At 51.2% G+C, this 13546-nt stretch carries 19 protein-coding genes; 2 read left to right on the forward strand and 17 right to left on the reverse strand.

Annotated elements, in window-relative coordinates:
- Positions 1 to 75: 75 nt before the first annotated feature.
- The 3 genes from KO087_RS09640 to KO087_RS05980 are packed head-to-tail and all read right to left on the reverse strand — an operon-like array spanning position 76 to position 2682.
- The gene (locus KO087_RS09640; RefSeq protein ID WP_421949891.1) at positions 76 to 339 is read right to left on the reverse strand and encodes a DUF6148 family protein; all 264 of its coding nucleotides are present in this window, start codon (positions 337 to 339) and stop codon (positions 76 to 78) included.
- A gap of 2 nt (positions 340 to 341) precedes the next feature.
- Positions 342 to 2123 (reverse strand): phage terminase large subunit family protein, encoded by a 1782-nt coding sequence (locus KO087_RS05975; RefSeq protein ID WP_215508389.1) that lies wholly within the window; start codon positions 2121 to 2123, stop codon positions 342 to 344.
- Complete coding sequence (locus KO087_RS05980; RefSeq protein WP_215508390.1) at positions 2116 to 2682, reverse strand: hypothetical protein; 567 nt, start codon at positions 2680 to 2682, stop codon at positions 2116 to 2118. The genes KO087_RS05975 and KO087_RS05980 overlap by 8 nt, the downstream gene beginning before the upstream one ends.
- 643 nt (positions 2683 to 3325) lie before the next feature.
- Here KO087_RS05980 and KO087_RS05985 point away from each other — a divergent pair.
- Positions 3326 to 3502 carry a type II toxin-antitoxin system HicA family toxin gene (locus tag KO087_RS05985; protein WP_215508391.1) on the forward strand — a complete coding sequence of 59 codons (177 nt, stop codon included), beginning with the start codon at positions 3326 to 3328 and terminating at the stop codon, positions 3500 to 3502.
- A gap of 27 nt (positions 3503 to 3529) precedes the next feature.
- Positions 3530 to 3913, forward strand: a complete 384-nt coding sequence (locus tag KO087_RS05990) for a type II toxin-antitoxin system HicB family antitoxin (protein ID WP_215508392.1) — start codon at positions 3530 to 3532, stop codon at positions 3911 to 3913.
- Positions 3914 to 4018: 105 nt separating this feature from the next.
- Here the strand turns inward: KO087_RS05990 and KO087_RS05995 are convergent, their stop codons facing one another.
- From KO087_RS05995 to KO087_RS06060, 14 genes are all read right to left on the reverse strand, one after another.
- Positions 4019 to 4447 carry a hypothetical protein gene (locus KO087_RS05995; protein ID WP_215508393.1) on the reverse strand — a complete coding sequence of 143 codons (429 nt, stop codon included), beginning with the start codon at positions 4445 to 4447 and terminating at the stop codon, positions 4019 to 4021.
- Positions 4448 to 4555: 108 nt separating this feature from the next.
- A complete protein-coding gene (locus KO087_RS06000) occupies positions 4556 to 4840 on the reverse strand; it encodes a hypothetical protein (RefSeq protein ID WP_215508394.1) in 285 nt (94 codons plus the stop codon).
- The gene (locus tag KO087_RS06005) at positions 4830 to 5144 is read right to left on the reverse strand and encodes a DUF3310 domain-containing protein (protein WP_215508395.1); all 315 of its coding nucleotides are present in this window, start codon (positions 5142 to 5144) and stop codon (positions 4830 to 4832) included. Before KO087_RS06005 ends, KO087_RS06000 begins: the two co-directional genes overlap by 11 nt.
- Positions 5141 to 5410 carry a hypothetical protein gene (locus KO087_RS06010; RefSeq protein ID WP_215508396.1) on the reverse strand — a complete coding sequence of 90 codons (270 nt, stop codon included), beginning with the start codon at positions 5408 to 5410 and terminating at the stop codon, positions 5141 to 5143. The genes KO087_RS06005 and KO087_RS06010 overlap by 4 nt, the downstream gene beginning before the upstream one ends.
- Positions 5407 to 5586 (reverse strand): hypothetical protein, encoded by a 180-nt coding sequence (locus tag KO087_RS06015; RefSeq protein WP_215508397.1) that lies wholly within the window; start codon positions 5584 to 5586, stop codon positions 5407 to 5409. Before KO087_RS06015 ends, KO087_RS06010 begins: the two co-directional genes overlap by 4 nt.
- Positions 5583 to 5774 carry a hypothetical protein gene (locus KO087_RS06020; RefSeq protein ID WP_215508398.1) on the reverse strand — a complete coding sequence of 64 codons (192 nt, stop codon included), beginning with the start codon at positions 5772 to 5774 and terminating at the stop codon, positions 5583 to 5585. Before KO087_RS06020 ends, KO087_RS06015 begins: the two co-directional genes overlap by 4 nt.
- Positions 5775 to 5783: 9 nt before the next feature.
- The gene (locus KO087_RS06025) at positions 5784 to 6146 is read right to left on the reverse strand and encodes a hypothetical protein (RefSeq protein WP_215508399.1); all 363 of its coding nucleotides are present in this window, start codon (positions 6144 to 6146) and stop codon (positions 5784 to 5786) included.
- A complete protein-coding gene (gene dut, locus KO087_RS06030) occupies positions 6146 to 6574 on the reverse strand; it encodes a dUTP diphosphatase (RefSeq protein WP_215508400.1) in 429 nt (142 codons plus the stop codon). Before dut ends, KO087_RS06025 begins: the two co-directional genes overlap by 1 nt.
- Entirely contained in the window at positions 6571 to 6729 is a 159-nt protein-coding gene (locus tag KO087_RS06035) for a hypothetical protein (protein ID WP_215508401.1), read from the reverse strand. The genes dut and KO087_RS06035 overlap by 4 nt, the downstream gene beginning before the upstream one ends.
- Entirely contained in the window at positions 6719 to 8074 is a 1356-nt protein-coding gene (locus tag KO087_RS06040) for a DEAD/DEAH box helicase (RefSeq protein WP_215508402.1), read from the reverse strand. Before KO087_RS06040 ends, KO087_RS06035 begins: the two co-directional genes overlap by 11 nt.
- On the reverse strand, positions 8064 to 8354 hold the full coding sequence (locus KO087_RS06045) for a PDDEXK family nuclease (RefSeq protein WP_215508403.1): 291 nt from the start codon (positions 8352 to 8354) through the stop codon (positions 8064 to 8066). The genes KO087_RS06040 and KO087_RS06045 overlap by 11 nt, the downstream gene beginning before the upstream one ends.
- A 253-nt stretch (positions 8355 to 8607) precedes the next feature.
- The gene (locus KO087_RS06050; RefSeq protein ID WP_215508404.1) at positions 8608 to 11025 is read right to left on the reverse strand and encodes a virulence-associated E family protein; all 2418 of its coding nucleotides are present in this window, start codon (positions 11023 to 11025) and stop codon (positions 8608 to 8610) included.
- 3 nt (positions 11026 to 11028) lie between these two features.
- Complete coding sequence (locus tag KO087_RS06055) at positions 11029 to 12957, reverse strand: DNA polymerase (protein ID WP_215508405.1); 1929 nt, start codon at positions 12955 to 12957, stop codon at positions 11029 to 11031.
- 2 nt (positions 12958 to 12959) lie between these two features.
- Positions 12960 to 13538: a DUF2815 family protein gene (locus KO087_RS06060; RefSeq protein ID WP_251374939.1), complete on the reverse strand. Its 579-nt coding sequence runs from the start codon at positions 13536 to 13538 to the stop codon at positions 12960 to 12962.
- Positions 13539 to 13546 lie beyond the last annotated feature (8 nt).

Below are 13546 nucleotides of genomic sequence, written 5' to 3' on the forward strand. Positions count from 1 at the left end.
AAGTGCCTAAGAATGTGTAACAGCATCCGACGCGCATCAAAAAAGCACACGCCGAAACACTGATCAGCCTGTGCATTATAAATCTCGGGGAACCATGCGAGTAATTGACCGCGACTTTACCCCTATTCTGCCGTTTTCCTCTTCGTCCACGGCCATATTATAGCGGTCTTGCCAATAGTCAATCATTTTACGGATCTCGGACGCGTGGGCTCGCGTCAATTCCCGCTTGCCTATTTTATAGGACTGCCCTGTTGCGACCGCCGCGTCAGCTTGAATCCACAACTCGAGGTGTTCTTTGCAATAATTCGGCGTTATGATTTGCTCTCTACGTCTGTACAATCTTACACCCCCTTAGAAATGATCTTTCGTCTTTTTGGAATCGGCTTTTGTGCCATTCCTAATGACGCCTTGTAATTTTTTTCCAGGTAACTAAAATCCGGATTAAAAATCTCCATTGCCGCCGTGGCATAGTTCCGGCAGTCTAAGGGTTCGTTGCGCACACCCGAACGTTTAACCCATGTTACCTTGCGAACCCCCTTTTTTGTGACGATTCGCATGGACTCGGATGTGATCCCTTCGAAAAAGTCCTCATTGTATCCGGTCTCTTTTTTCATGGGAAAGTGGCAATACCCGTCGCCTTCAAAATTTATTTTCAAGCGCGAAATGATCGTGGCTTTCCCTTGATCAACGCCAAGAACAAACAAGGCGGCATTTTCTCTGTTGTTTCGAGAGGGCTTTCCTATAAAGGGGATGCCTTCCCCGCCGCGGCCTTTCACGGCAAATATTCTGCGGTGTTCTCGAGCCCGGCAAAATTTATAGACTTCGGAGGTTCTGTGTCCCCCGGAGTCTATACAAGTGGATGTAATGTGGATCCCGGCCCCGTCCGCGTAAGTAAATTCCTTCTGAAGGTACCGGTCTAGTTGTTTCCAAACAGGCTCTTGTGAGGTGTCCCCGATAAAAACTTGATACTCGATCCCCCACGATTCTTTCCCGTGTGACCACCCGACGACTTCCAGCTCCAGCCGATCGTCCTGCACGTCCACACCGCAAGTTAAGAGGAGAACTTCGTCCGGCACCTGTGCCATGTACTGTTCTCGACGTTTCATAACCAGGGACGCATCTGTGTCGGATTTTTCCTCCCAAGATTCGCCCAACGAAGTGTTTACCCACGTTTTTAATAGCTCGGGAGAGTCCTTCGCCTTTTTAAAGTCGGCGATAACTTCTTCCCACCGTCGCCACGGGGATGCAAGTTCGTTGAGGTGGAACCCTCGAGAGCCTTGATTTTCTTCCCGCGCCACCCATTTGCCGGGCTGCCTCTTCCACACGAATTCGTCAAAGCGGCTCCTACAGTTCGGGCATTCCATGGTTCCGTCGTCAAAGCGTATCTGCGACCATCTAAACGCCTGATACTCTCCGCAATGGGGGCAAGCCACTTTCCATTCTTCGCGCGTTGAATTTTCATATTCCTGTTCAATCCTGGAATAGCCTTTTATCGTCGGCGTGGATACGAAAACCATCTTTCTGTTCCAAAAAGTCGTTGTCCGCTTGATTGCAAGGCTTAGTGGATCCCCTTCTTCTCCGGCCGATGGGGGGTAGCGATCCACCTCATCAGCTAACAGGATCCGAACGGGCCGCGAAGCAAGGGATGACGGGCTGTTCGCCCCGACGATGGTGACATGGCCGCCGGTAAACTTTTTATGCAAAACGGTATTATCCGAATCCCTGGAACGCGGATCCCCCACCTTGTCTTTTAACGCCGGCGAGTCTCGCAGCATAGGGGCCAGACGGTCTTTGGAAAAGGTCTTGGCCATGTCTAAAGTTGGTTGTAGGACCATGATCGGCGATGGATCGTAGTCCATATAATAGCCAATCGCATTAAGCAGTATCTCTGTCTTACCGACCTGTGCCGACGTCATAAGGACAACCCGCTCTGTGCTCGGGTCGTTGAGGGCATCCATAATTCCGCGTTGATATTCTGCCCGCGATGTATTCCACTGCCCCGGCTCCGCCGAAGATTCGGAAGACAGCCGGCGATATCGATCCGCCCAATCAGATACTTTTAATCGAGGAGGCGGCGCCAATACTTTGGCGATGGACTTGAAAAGATTTTGTGTTTTATTCATGGGAATCCACCAATTCCTCCAGCTCGTCTTCGTCCAGGTCTACGTACGTATCGTCGACGAAAAGGGAAGGATCGTAATCGGAGAGTTCTTCCAACGATTCGATGATGGCGTCTTCCAAAATTCCTTCAAGTTCAGATATCCCGGATCGACCAATTAAAAGCGGCGCGGTTTTCGTGGGGATGGATAGGAGTTTAGCCCGGAGGTTCGACAACATGTCGGTCATGACCTTTTCCACGATGGGACCCCTGTGTAGCTCTCCACGCATTTGGCCAAGTTGCAGCTCTGCTTTTTTCCGCTTGGCCCGTTCGTGAAGAAGTTTTTCGTCGTTTAGATCGCCGCTCTTCCTAATATCTGCTTTTTCCTGATTTTCAGCAGCCCTTAAACCGGAAATATAGGTCGTCATGGCATAGGGCAGTTCGTACGAGCCGTTGGCAAGTTTTGGAATTTTGCCTTCGTCGGCAAGATAGCGTACTTGTCGATCTGTCACGCCAAGCAGTTGGCCCATAGCCTTAGCCGTTAGCTGGATTCCCTGCACATCTGATAATCTTTTTCCGGCCATAGGCGGTCACCCCCTTTCCTGTTGATAGGCCCCTTTCGGTCGATCAGTCCCTTTTCGGTTGATAGGCCCCCGGTTGATAAGCCCTCCGGTTGATAGGCCCTCCGGTTGATAGGCCCTCCGGTTGATAGGCCCTCCGGTTGATCGGCCTTCTGGTTAATCGGCACCCCCGTTAAAGGGAAAATTTCCTTATGAAAAACTCTGTCGCTAGATAGATTTCGGGCACTCGCTGACCCGCAAACCCTCTAGATCCCCAGAAGAACCTATTTTTTAAATTTTTCTTTCGCATCATTAAGCCGAGCCGTGGGAGTCGAACCCACCATACCACTACTCGGACAAACGCACGGGCTTGTGGTGTCCATAGGTCGAATGAAAGGAGTAAAACATTGTATGTTGTCAAGGTGGGTGTTGCCCGTGCGAAGTAGTTTAAGGACATACTCAGGTCCTATGTAACACAGTAAGAAGCCCACCCCGCGCGACATAAAGCACTGTGTACCGCGCCCCTCGGTCGATCGGTAAGAAAAGCCCCACGTTTTTACAACCGCCTGTTACACAAAAGATCGACCGCCACCAAAAAAGAAAATAACAAACAAAATACTATTGACTTTGTACGTGTATACGTGTATAATAATCATAGGAGGTAAGGATGAAAGACAAAGAGTTGTTAAAGTTGTTTTTGAAAAATGGCTGGGAACTACGGCGAATCAAAGGAAGTCACCATCACCTGTTTAAAGATGGCAAGCGTGAAACCTTGGCCGTCCATGGAAGAGAAATCAATCCGAACCTAGCAAGAAAAATTATTGAACGGTGCGGGCTAAAATAGCCCCACCGCCTCAAAGGAGGTATGTCTATGTTGTTTTATTATCCGATGATCGTCCACGAAGAAGATGGCTATTGGGCAGAATTCCCGGATCTTGAAGGCTGCAACGCTTGGGGCAAAACCCTGGAAGAACTTTACGAAGATGCCGAAGGCGCCATGTCTTGCCACATCTACAGCATCCTTGCCGATGGCGAAACACTCCCGGCGGCTTCCCGTCCTCACGAAATGCCCACAGACGGAAATAGCTTTGTCGTGATTATGTCCAGCGATGTCAATCTTAACCAAGAAAACCAATCCGTAAAAAAGACCCTAACAATCCCGGCGTGGATGAACAAAAAAGCGGAAGAAGAAGGAATCAACTTTTCCAAAACTCTACAAGATGCTCTTGTGAACAAACTCTCCCTTGCCAAATAATCAACAGAGAAAAGCGCGGCTTACAACAGTCGCGCTTTTTAAATGCCCGTCATTACCAAAAAAGGCCGCCCTCTCGGACGACCTAATATCACTGATACTATAATATCACGTGCGCGACTGCCATTTTATGCCATCTTTAAAAAGCAACGCCAAAGCTTGTCCATGCAATTTATAAACGTGTCGCGGATTATATCCGGCCCGCTTGGCTACGCTCCCCCAGTCGAGACACTCCAAATATCGCAACTCCATAATCAACTTTAACTGCAAGTTACCATCAAGTTGTTTAAACAACTCCCGCGCCCGCTCTTTTAAATCCACCAGCCGGTCGATGTCCTCCACAATGGATTGATCCAGCGTAGCAATCTTAACCGCCGTCGATGCCGTCGGATCCGATAACCCCGATTGCACCGGGCCTGTATCGCTCGCCCCGGTCGGAAGTCGCGCCCGATACGTCTTAAGTTGATCCAGCTGACGCAACTTAGAGTTGATTAGTTGATCCAAAAATAATATTGATTTTAAGTCATCCTTTGTCATCGTCGCCCCCATAAAAGCAAGTTACCAGCAAGTTACCAGCAAGTTACTAGCAACTTACTAGAAACATACTAGCAACTACTACGAACTACTACGAACTACTACGAACTACTACGAACTACTCTTAACTGCCCTACGCCACAACAGCGTTTCTTTCCCATCCTCGATTGCCTTCACCTCGACAATCCTTCCCGAGTCCACGCAAAAGTCTCCATCCTTACCTGCGAAAGACAACACCTTCCCTGTACTTAATGCTCCGATCAGTTCCTTTTGATCGTGGCACGAATTCATCTCCATGACGTTGTTGGATATGTCATAATGCATTAACTCTCCGATCCAGTCGCCTTCGCCAATCTCAATAGTGCTTCCGTCGTCAAGAATAAACTTAATCCGCATCTTTGCCTCCTCCATATAGCGTCTTAGTAAATGCCTCTTTAAATTTTTCAAACATGTTAATCACTCCACCTTCGCGCACCTCGCCCATCGGCTCTTCTTCCAAGCTCGCCAGCCGCTCGATGTAATCCATCGCTTTAAACAGATCCTCCACACCGCCTTTTAATTCGTACCGGATCAAATACTTCAAGGCATTGCCCCGCAAAAAGCCCTTGAATTGTTCCTTGCCTAAGATCTTTGCGATCAGATCCATGCTGTCAGATCCATCCTCCAAAATATAATGTGCAGGCGTGTTAAATTCTGTCATTGCTTATCACCGACGCTAATTTGTTTCATCATTTCTTGCATAAAAATCTTCTTCATGTCTTCACGACTAAAAAGTTCTCTAAATTGTTCGGTAATAAAGTCATTTAATTTGCTCGCTAGCATATCCTCGATCTTGTCGCAATCCCATACATAATATTGCGTCCACATCTCTTCAAACTGATTTATCATACACTCTTTGATTCCATCTTTTACATCTTGCCAATCTTCTTCCGTGAAGTCAGCTAATATTGTGCTAAATAATTTCATTCCTCTACCTCTAGATTCTCCACTTCATTCTCGACCTCATATATCGCTCTTTCTAAGTCGTTATATATGTTGTCAATTTCACCAATCACATCGCTTAAATGTGTATATTGCAAAACTAACAATTTATCCGTTATGTCTCTTAATTCTTTAAAAAGAGTTTCCAATTCTAACTTCATTCTTCCACCTCAATCATTGCCCAATTGCTAGGTCTTATTGTTATTGGGGTCCCTGTTGTCGCATCAGTAAAAATAATAAACTCGACTTTATTGTCGTATATTTCTTGTAATTCATTTCCGTAATAACTTTTATCTTCTTTTACCATTATTTCTTTTTCAACATATGGGTTGTGTAATTTTAATTTCATTTTTCTACCTCAATTCCCCACATAAACGACAATGCAGTCTTTCCATTTGTCGTCATACTTGGACTTTTCTTCTTCAAAAATTTCTTCAAACTCATCATCGGTAAAGTTGGAATATGCGTATTTTTCGCACAACATTTCTCTTAATTCTTCTTCAAAGTATCTTTTATCATCAAAGACAATTTCATTATCAACTTCGTTTTGGCAATCAAGGATTTTACCCTTATGCGCTCTAATCATGCTACACGACATATAGTCAAAAGTACCGTCATTCCCTGTATCATCAGCAAAAAACATAAGTGGCAAGTCAGGATATTCTGCAATCAACCTTTTTAATTCTTTGCATTCGTTAAGAAAATAGTAATTATTCATCATCACTGCACCCCCGTGCTTCCAAATCCACCTGTGCCGCGCCTCGTATCTCCAAGCCCGGCGGATCGCTCCAAGTCCACTTGTAAATACGGCACGATAATCATTTGAGCCACCCTTACTCCCGGCTCAATCGTAATCACATCGTGGCCGTGATTAACCAACTTAATCCCGATTTCTCCGCGATAATCGCAATCGATTATCCCCACGGAATTTAACATCGATAACCCGCGCCAGCCGTAACCCGATCTGACTACGAGCATCCCAAAGCATTCGCTCGGGATCTCTACAGCGAGATGTGTTTCCAACTCCGCCAGCGCACCGGGCCCGATGGTGATCTCTTTGTCGCCGTTATAATAAACATCAATTCCGGCAGCGCCTTCGCTTCCGTAGCGCGGCTCCTTTGCGCCGGGTTTCGTCATTACATAGTTCATTTTTCTAAACTCCTCACAACAATAATCGGATTTCCAAATCCTAAAACCTTACAAACCTCGTAATCGCTATTCACCGCGTTGCCCTCATTGGCGGCTGTGACCTCTTCTTCCGGATCGTATTTGCTCAGGATGTATATCAAGTCCTTAACTTTCATCACATCCTCCAATCTCCGCTTTTAACTTCTTAAGCAACTCTTCCTGCCGGATGCCCTTTCCTTCAAGCGCTTTCGCCACACGGCCGTCCACCGTGCCTTCCGTCAGCAAGCGATAAATCCGCACCGCGTTCTTCTGCCCTTGCCTGTGCAGCCGTGCGTTGGCCTGCTGGTAGAGCTCCAAGCTCCACGTCAGTCCATACCAAATAATAATGCTCCCGCCATCCTGTAAGTTCAGCCCGTGGCCGGCGCTCGCGGGATGCGCCAAAAGCATTTTTATCTTCCCGGCGTTCCAGTCCCTGATCGACTCCGCCCCGTCCAGCTTCACCGCATCGGGGAAGCGCTCTTTGATCCGCTCGTAGTCGCTCTTAAAGCTGTAAAACACCAGAATATTTTCGCCCTGCGCCTCTTCCCTGAGCTCCTCCAAAGCATCCAACTTTCGCCCGTGAACGATGTGGGTCTTTCCATCCTCGTCGTAAACCGCACCATTAGCCAGCTGCAGAAGTTTATTGCTTACCACAGCAGCGGATAAAGCGGCGATGGTATCGTCACCAAGTTCCAACACGGCATCTCGCTCCATGGTCTTGTAAAGCTTCTTCTCCTTGGCGTCCATGGCCACCTTCACATCGATCAGCATAGGCTCTTTCAAATCCAGATGATCCTTGGCGCTCATGCTGATACAAATGTCGCTGATGGCATCGTCGATCGCTTCCTTTGCACCGGGCTTCAACTTATATTCCGTATACATTCCCCGACTGATCCCGTCGAAGTACGTCCGGCGAAAGGCGGTGATGTTCTTCCCCAATCGCTTCCCGCGATCCAAGAGATAAACCTGCGCCCATAGATCCAGATAGGAGTTCGGCGCCGGCGTACCGGTAAGACCGATCACCCGCTTGAAGTATGGCGTCACGGTTTTCAGCTTCTTAAAGCGCTTCGACGCGTGATTCTTAAAGCTGGAAAGCTCGTCGATGACCAGCGTATCGAAGTCCCAATCCCCTTTCATCTCGTCCACCAGCCACGCCACATTATCCCGCGACACGATGTAAACATCGGCATCCGCCTGAATCGCTCGTCGCCTTTCCGCCGGCGTGCCTAAGATCTTCGAAACCGTCAGCGATTGAAGGTGGCGCCACTTTTTAATCTCCGAAGGCCACGTATCCTCCGCCACACGCTTCGGTGCAATGACCAGCACCTTTCCGATGTCCAGATAATCATCACGAAGAAGCTCCACGGCCGTCAGGGAAGATACCGTCTTTCCCATGCCCATGTCGAGGAAGAGACCACAGGCGGGATGGGACAGAATCCAATCTGTCGCCGCCTGCTGGTAGTCATGGGGCCTATAGTCCATGTTCCACCTCTCGGATAAAGGAATCCACCGATAGATTATTCGACAGTACCCGCACATCGAAACCCAAAGAGGCGAGTCTATTTTGTTGGGCCGCCTGCACCGGCGAAAGCTTTCCGTATTTCGGGCGTTTCAGTTCTACGAAGACACATCGCCCACCGGGCAGAAGCACCAAGCGATCCGGCACGCCGTTATTTCCTTGGCTCACCAATTTCATACACCGGCCGCCCAAAGCTTCGACACCTTTTCTCAGACGCCGTTCCACATCCTTTTCAAGTGCCATCTCATCACTCCTTTCTCTAACAAGACAGATAAGACAGAATTTAGGCGACAAACTTATATTTTCGTATAGGGGCATTAGGCCCTATACGTGTGTGCCTATTAATACATTTTATTTTTCTCATATATTCTGTCTTGTTTGTCTTATACTTGCATAAACGTTGATAAATCAATGGGTTGAGTACAAGACAGAATTTTACACTCTGTCTTGTTTGTCTTATAAAAATAAGACAGAATCCGTTCTACATAAGACAGAATTAAAAAGTCTGTCTTGCCCGTGCATAGGATCTTTGTTGGCCATAAATCTTAAAATAAGGTCTTCCATCTTCCTTCTCCCATCCACGAAGACTTCCCAAAATATCGTTGATCTCCCGTGAATTGATCGGCTTCAAATCGCCGGGCCGTTTGCCCAAGACCTCGCACCATACTTCCATCACACAGACCCGATCCTTTCGATAGGTGCGGGCCGCTTCCGTGAAGGTGTCGGCGTCTCCTCGTAAGAACGAAAGCCGTTCCTGCAGGTCCAACTCGTCCCAATCGGCTGGGAAGTCCATGTCCAGGTACGCTTCGATTAGACCGGAAAGAGGCGTGTCTTCCTTGTGGGCGTGCTGCATCTCGATTGCCAGCACCTTGGCCTCGTCGCTTAAAAGTAAGCTCGTGCCCTGCTTATAAAGCACATAGGCCTCCGCCCACAGTTGATCCACTTCCCCGGCTAAATCGTCAAAAACACTTTTCGTCGGAAGCACCTCATAGCAGTCAATGGGCCATGCCCGCCTTTCTCCCGTCGGATCTCGTAAATACCGCTCGTCGTTCGTCGTCCCCCAAAAGACACATTGCCGGGGAAAGCGCGAGGTGTTCTTCGCGTAGGCCACGCGGTAAATATCTTCCTGCTTGGATAAAAACGCCTTTACCGCTTCCCTGTCCGCCTTCCGTGTGGCGTTCAGCTCGCCGACCTCCACGTGCCAGACGCCCTGGATCAGCTCCGCCGCTTCCTTCCCCTTCACCGTGTCGAGAGAGTCGGAATACCAGCCCTTCGCCAGCTTGGAAATGAACGTGGATTTCCCGATCCCCTGAGCGCCTACTAGGGTCACCATCTGGTCGTACTTCGTGCCGGGGCGCATCACCCGCGCCACCGCCGCCACCATGTGGCAGATGGCCACCTCTCGGGTATAGACATTGTCCTCCGCGCCCAAGTAGTCCATAAACATGGTTTCGATGCGCTTCGCACCGTCCCATATCAGCCCCTGCAGGTATTCCCGCACAGGGTGATAGCGATGCCGCTCAAAGGTCAGATTCTTCGCATCGTCGATCTTATAAGCCACCGTCAGCCCGTAGTTCGATTCCATAAAAAGCCGAAGCCCGCTGTCGTCATTGTCCCGCCAATCGTGTTCCCCGTCCTTCGTCCAGGGCACGCCGCCGGCCACGTACGCCCGATTGGCGAAGGCGTCGTATTTCAGTTTCCCCGCCAAACGGGGATCGTGTTCTAAAATCAAAATGGAATTTTTAATGGCATTTTCCACATTGCCCTTTTTATCGATGGAAAGCTCTTTCAGCCACGCATCGTCGTCGCCCTCGTCAAATTCGAAGTCATCCTCCGCCGATGCAAGACGTTCCTTCCCGAGCTGTATCTTGACGCCGTCGTCTTCTCGCGCCATAGCCACCATCTTCGTAAAAGAGGGCAGGCGATTTGTCGGCGTGTCTGCCTTCGCTTCATCGTCCAAACCGCCGAAGAGGTGGATGCGCACCAGGTCAAACGCATTGCACAGCTGGCCGCTGGAAGGGTCTGTCCCGTGATGTGAATAGGCGAACTTGTCGTCATAGACCACCAGCCCGCCCACGGTTGAGCCGGCCTTATAGGTGTAGCGCCCTTCCGTGCCCGTCGGGCCATAGACGTCGCTTAGGAAAGTATCGATGGCATCGTGAATGGAGTACGTGCGGCAAAAGGCGCCGACGATGCCGTCTTTCGTAAGCGGGTCTTCCTGCCGCTTCGCCTGATCCGTAATGCGGCCGTCCAGCCTTTCCGAGCTCGGCCATTGGCTCACGTCCCGCCAGTCCTCGTAGCGATCCAGCACCGTATTCGGATCCAAAAAGGCGCCGGGCACGTGCTTATAGATATACTCCCCGTCCGAGGGCGAGCTCGGCCAGTACATGAGCCGCGACGGCTCGAAGGTCGTCGGGTCGAAATAGGCGAGGCCAATGTCCTCCGCCACCTTCCGAGCCACGGCCTGATACTCGTCGGGCACCACTTGGCGAGAGAGCGGGATAATCAGCCGAAGCCGCGGCGCCTCCGGACGATGGGAGTGGGTGGAGTAAAGCACCATCTCCTGATTAAAGAACATGGTGATGCTGTCCCACACGTCATCCACCGTCGTATCGATAGCGTCCATGTCCAAGGTAAGCATGGAGCGGTTCGCCACGTTCTCCGCCTTCCGTCTGCCTTGTTTTAAAAGGCCGCCGACGAAACCGCCTACGTCCTTAATGGCGTCGCGGTTGGTCTTCGCCATGGCCCTATACTCCGCCGTCGTCTCCCGTGTGCGGGTGGTGCGGCTTAGCTTCTTCCTAAAATCCGACCAGCTGATCTCTTCGTTTTTCCAATGCTTTGACCGGCGGCCGGCTCCCGTGGCGATCCATAAGAGCCTGTCCGCGCCGGTATTTAGTTCTTTTTTCACATCCATAATCTAGTCCTTTTGATAGTACCGGCAAGTAAAGCCGTCGGCTCTAAGAGGCAAATCGGCGCACCATGCGGGCGGCTTGCCCATCATGGCGCAAATCGCATCCAGATCCTCCGCAGCCTTCGCCTCGATCACCACCTCGTCGTGGATGTGCATGACGATCTTATAGCCGGCGCGATCCAAAGCGAGCATGGCGTGACCTAAAATGTCTCGGGCCGTCGCCTGCACGATGTTCTCCACCAAAGAGCCGCCGTAGGTCTCGCGCTTGAGCCAATCCGTTCCGGCGCTGTTGCGCTCGTAGTAGACGATGCTGTCGCCGCCGAACCTGTTCTCGCCGATGGCCGGCTTGGCGTAAAAGAGGCGGCGCCCCGACGGTAAGACAATCTGTAGCATCCCCGAGGACACATAGGCCGCGAGCTTGCCGTCAGCGAAGCGCTGCGGCTTTCTCTCGCGAATGGCGCGGGTGACGGCGGACTGAGTCTCATACCACAGCTGCACAATCCCCGGATTCGCCTCTCGCCACATGTCCACAATGGGCTGCAGGTCTTCTTCGGGGATCCCCATCTTGAGGGCTCCCATGGCGGTGAGTGCACCCTTTCCCCCTTGATAGCCGAGGGCGAGGGTAGCCACCTTTCCACGTTGGCGCATGTCAGATCCTTTCTTAATCGACTCCACCGGCACGTGGAACATCTTCGCCGCCGTGGCCTCATAGATCTTTCCGGTGGTGCGGAACACGTCCAGCACCCAATCCTCCCCGGCGATCCAAGCGATGACGCGGGCTTCGATGGCGGAGTAGTCCGCCACGGCGAAGACGCGCCCTTCGGAAGGCACGATGGCCGTCCTCAGACATTGGCTCATAATATCCGGGCCGTCGTCATAGGTCATGTCCAGGGCCTCCAAGTCCCCCGTCTTAATCACGGCCCGCGCCGTGTCCAAATCGGAGATATAATTCCTCGGGAGATTCTGCGCTTGGATCAAGCGGCCCGCCCATCGGCCCGTGCGCCGTGCGCCGTAAAACTGAAAGAGCCCTCGGGCCCTTCCGTCGCCCATAACGATTTCCTCCATCTTGTAATACTTCGCCGTGGAGGTCTTCGAGAGCTGCTTCCTAATTTCCAGCACTTCCACCACATCCGGGTAGGCGGCATAGGTCGATATAAGCTCGTCTATATTTCCCTTCGTCACCGACTTCACCTTGTCGCCGGTCGCCGAGTGAATAAAGGCCTTAATGTCAGTTAAACTGTTGGGATTGTCTTTTCCCGTGATCTCCTTATAGCGGGCGGTTAGGTGCTTCACCATCTCCCCATCGATGGCCATGGCGCCGTGGACTAAGTCCATATCCAGAGCGATGCCTCGGCTGTTGATGGCCTGATCCAGCCTGTAAAGCGCCCACTCCGAATCGGGAAGCTCGAAGCGATCCAGCTTCTCGCGGATGCGCATCTCCACCTCCACGTCCCGGCGGCAGTACTCGATGAACCTTTCCCAGTCCTCATCTTCGTCCATGGCAAGCTGCTGCGCCCCTTTTTGCGGAGAGCAGAATTTCTTAATCAGCCGCTTGCCGTCTTTAATCTTTCCCTCGTCCTCACCGAGACCGATCGCATCGCCCACTGACGCCAAACCGCCGCCGATGCCGCAGGCCCACGCCTTAATCATGGTGCACTCCCACGGCCCCGAGGTGATCTCGAAGGCGCGATCCAAACACGTCCGCTCAAAGGACGCATTGAACGCCGTCTTAATCACCGATGGATCCGTAAGGGCGGCCAGAATAGGAGCGGGAAGCGGATCCTTTGTCAGGTCCACCACCTCCACGTCTCCGCCGTCGATGGCGTAGGCAAAGAGCAAGATGCGAAAAGCGGGCGTGTCCACATAACGATACACGCCCACCTTTCCAATCTCCTGATCGCTGAACGTCTCGATGTCGATTGCCAGCGTGCGCATGGCTACGCCAGGAAGTCGTCGTCGAACTCGGCGTCTTCGAAGTCGAAGTCATCCGTTGCGCTGGATGCGCCGGAGAGTCTTTCGCCGTCGGCTACCTTTTGCACATTATTGAGCCCCGCCGCGACACCCTTATTCCCGCTTACATTGTAGGGGTAAAAGTTCACACTTACATTGGCATAGCAGCCGCTATACACGTCTTCGGGTCCGAGAGGAAGCGGCTTACCCGTGTTCGGGTCTCTCAGCTTGCCCACTACCTGCGGCGCGTTCTTGCTGTTGGCGTTGATAAAATAATGCCCTTGATAGTTCTCGTCATCCGGGCGATCCACGTCGCCGTCACGCAACGGCGTGCGCAAACCCGTTCCGAACTTCTTCCCGTATTTTTCTGAGCCCGTTTCCTTTGCATTTTCCACGGCTTTTTGAATTAAAGCGACGGTGGCCTCGTCTTCCTTGTCGATTAAAATCGAAACTGAATACTTCGGCTCTTGCCCTTCAAAGGCGCGGGGCTCAAACAGATTGGCGTAGCTCAAACGTGCGCCTGCAATAATCACTTTCGTATCGCTCTTCATAACAGATTTTCCCATGGTATTCC

The sequence above is a fragment of the Peptoniphilus rachelemmaiella genome, from assembly GCF_943169845.1.
GTDB classification, from domain to species: domain Bacteria; phylum Bacillota; class Clostridia; order Tissierellales; family Peptoniphilaceae; genus Aedoeadaptatus; species Aedoeadaptatus rachelemmaiella.

Excerpts from the sequence above, each read along its gene's own strand:
- KO087_RS06050 (WP_215508404.1), bottom strand. The coding sequence starts at position 11,025 with ATGGATGTGAAAAAAGAACTAAATACCGGCGCGGACAGGCTCTTATGG.
- KO087_RS06015 (WP_215508397.1), bottom strand. The coding sequence starts at position 5,586 with ATGAAGTTAGAATTGGAAACTCTTTTTAAAGAATTAAGAGACATAACG.
- KO087_RS05975 (WP_215508389.1), bottom strand. The coding sequence starts at position 2,123 with ATGAATAAAACACAAAATCTTTTCAAGTCCATCGCCAAAGTATTGGCG.
- KO087_RS06000 (WP_215508394.1), bottom strand. The coding sequence starts at position 4,840 with ATGCGGATTAAGTTTATTCTTGACGACGGAAGCACTATTGAGATTGGC.
- KO087_RS06040 (WP_215508402.1), bottom strand. The coding sequence starts at position 8,074 with ATGGACTATAGGCCCCATGACTACCAGCAGGCGGCGACAGATTGGATT.
- dut (WP_215508400.1), bottom strand. The coding sequence starts at position 6,574 with ATGAACTATGTAATGACGAAACCCGGCGCAAAGGAGCCGCGCTACGGA.
- KO087_RS06045 (WP_215508403.1), bottom strand. The coding sequence starts at position 8,354 with ATGGCACTTGAAAAGGATGTGGAACGGCGTCTGAGAAAAGGTGTCGAA.
- KO087_RS06055 (WP_215508405.1), bottom strand. The coding sequence starts at position 12,957 with ATGCGCACGCTGGCAATCGACATCGAGACGTTCAGCGATCAGGAGATT.
- KO087_RS05985 (WP_215508391.1), top strand. The coding sequence starts at position 3,326 with ATGAAAGACAAAGAGTTGTTAAAGTTGTTTTTGAAAAATGGCTGGGAA.
- KO087_RS05995 (WP_215508393.1), bottom strand. The coding sequence starts at position 4,447 with ATGACAAAGGATGACTTAAAATCAATATTATTTTTGGATCAACTAATC.
- KO087_RS06020 (WP_215508398.1), bottom strand. The coding sequence starts at position 5,774 with ATGAAATTAAAATTACACAACCCATATGTTGAAAAAGAAATAATGGTA.
- KO087_RS06005 (WP_215508395.1), bottom strand. The coding sequence starts at position 5,144 with ATGACAGAATTTAACACGCCTGCACATTATATTTTGGAGGATGGATCT.
- KO087_RS05980 (WP_215508390.1), bottom strand. The coding sequence starts at position 2,682 with ATGGCCGGAAAAAGATTATCAGATGTGCAGGGAATCCAGCTAACGGCT.
- KO087_RS06025 (WP_215508399.1), bottom strand. The coding sequence starts at position 6,146 with ATGATGAATAATTACTATTTTCTTAACGAATGCAAAGAATTAAAAAGG.
- KO087_RS06035 (WP_215508401.1), bottom strand. The coding sequence starts at position 6,729 with ATGAAAGTTAAGGACTTGATATACATCCTGAGCAAATACGATCCGGAA.
- KO087_RS06010 (WP_215508396.1), bottom strand. The coding sequence starts at position 5,410 with ATGAAATTATTTAGCACAATATTAGCTGACTTCACGGAAGAAGATTGG.
- KO087_RS06060 (WP_251374939.1), bottom strand. The coding sequence starts at position 13,538 with ATGGGAAAATCTGTTATGAAGAGCGATACGAAAGTGATTATTGCAGGC.
- KO087_RS05990 (WP_215508392.1), top strand. The coding sequence starts at position 3,530 with ATGTTGTTTTATTATCCGATGATCGTCCACGAAGAAGATGGCTATTGG.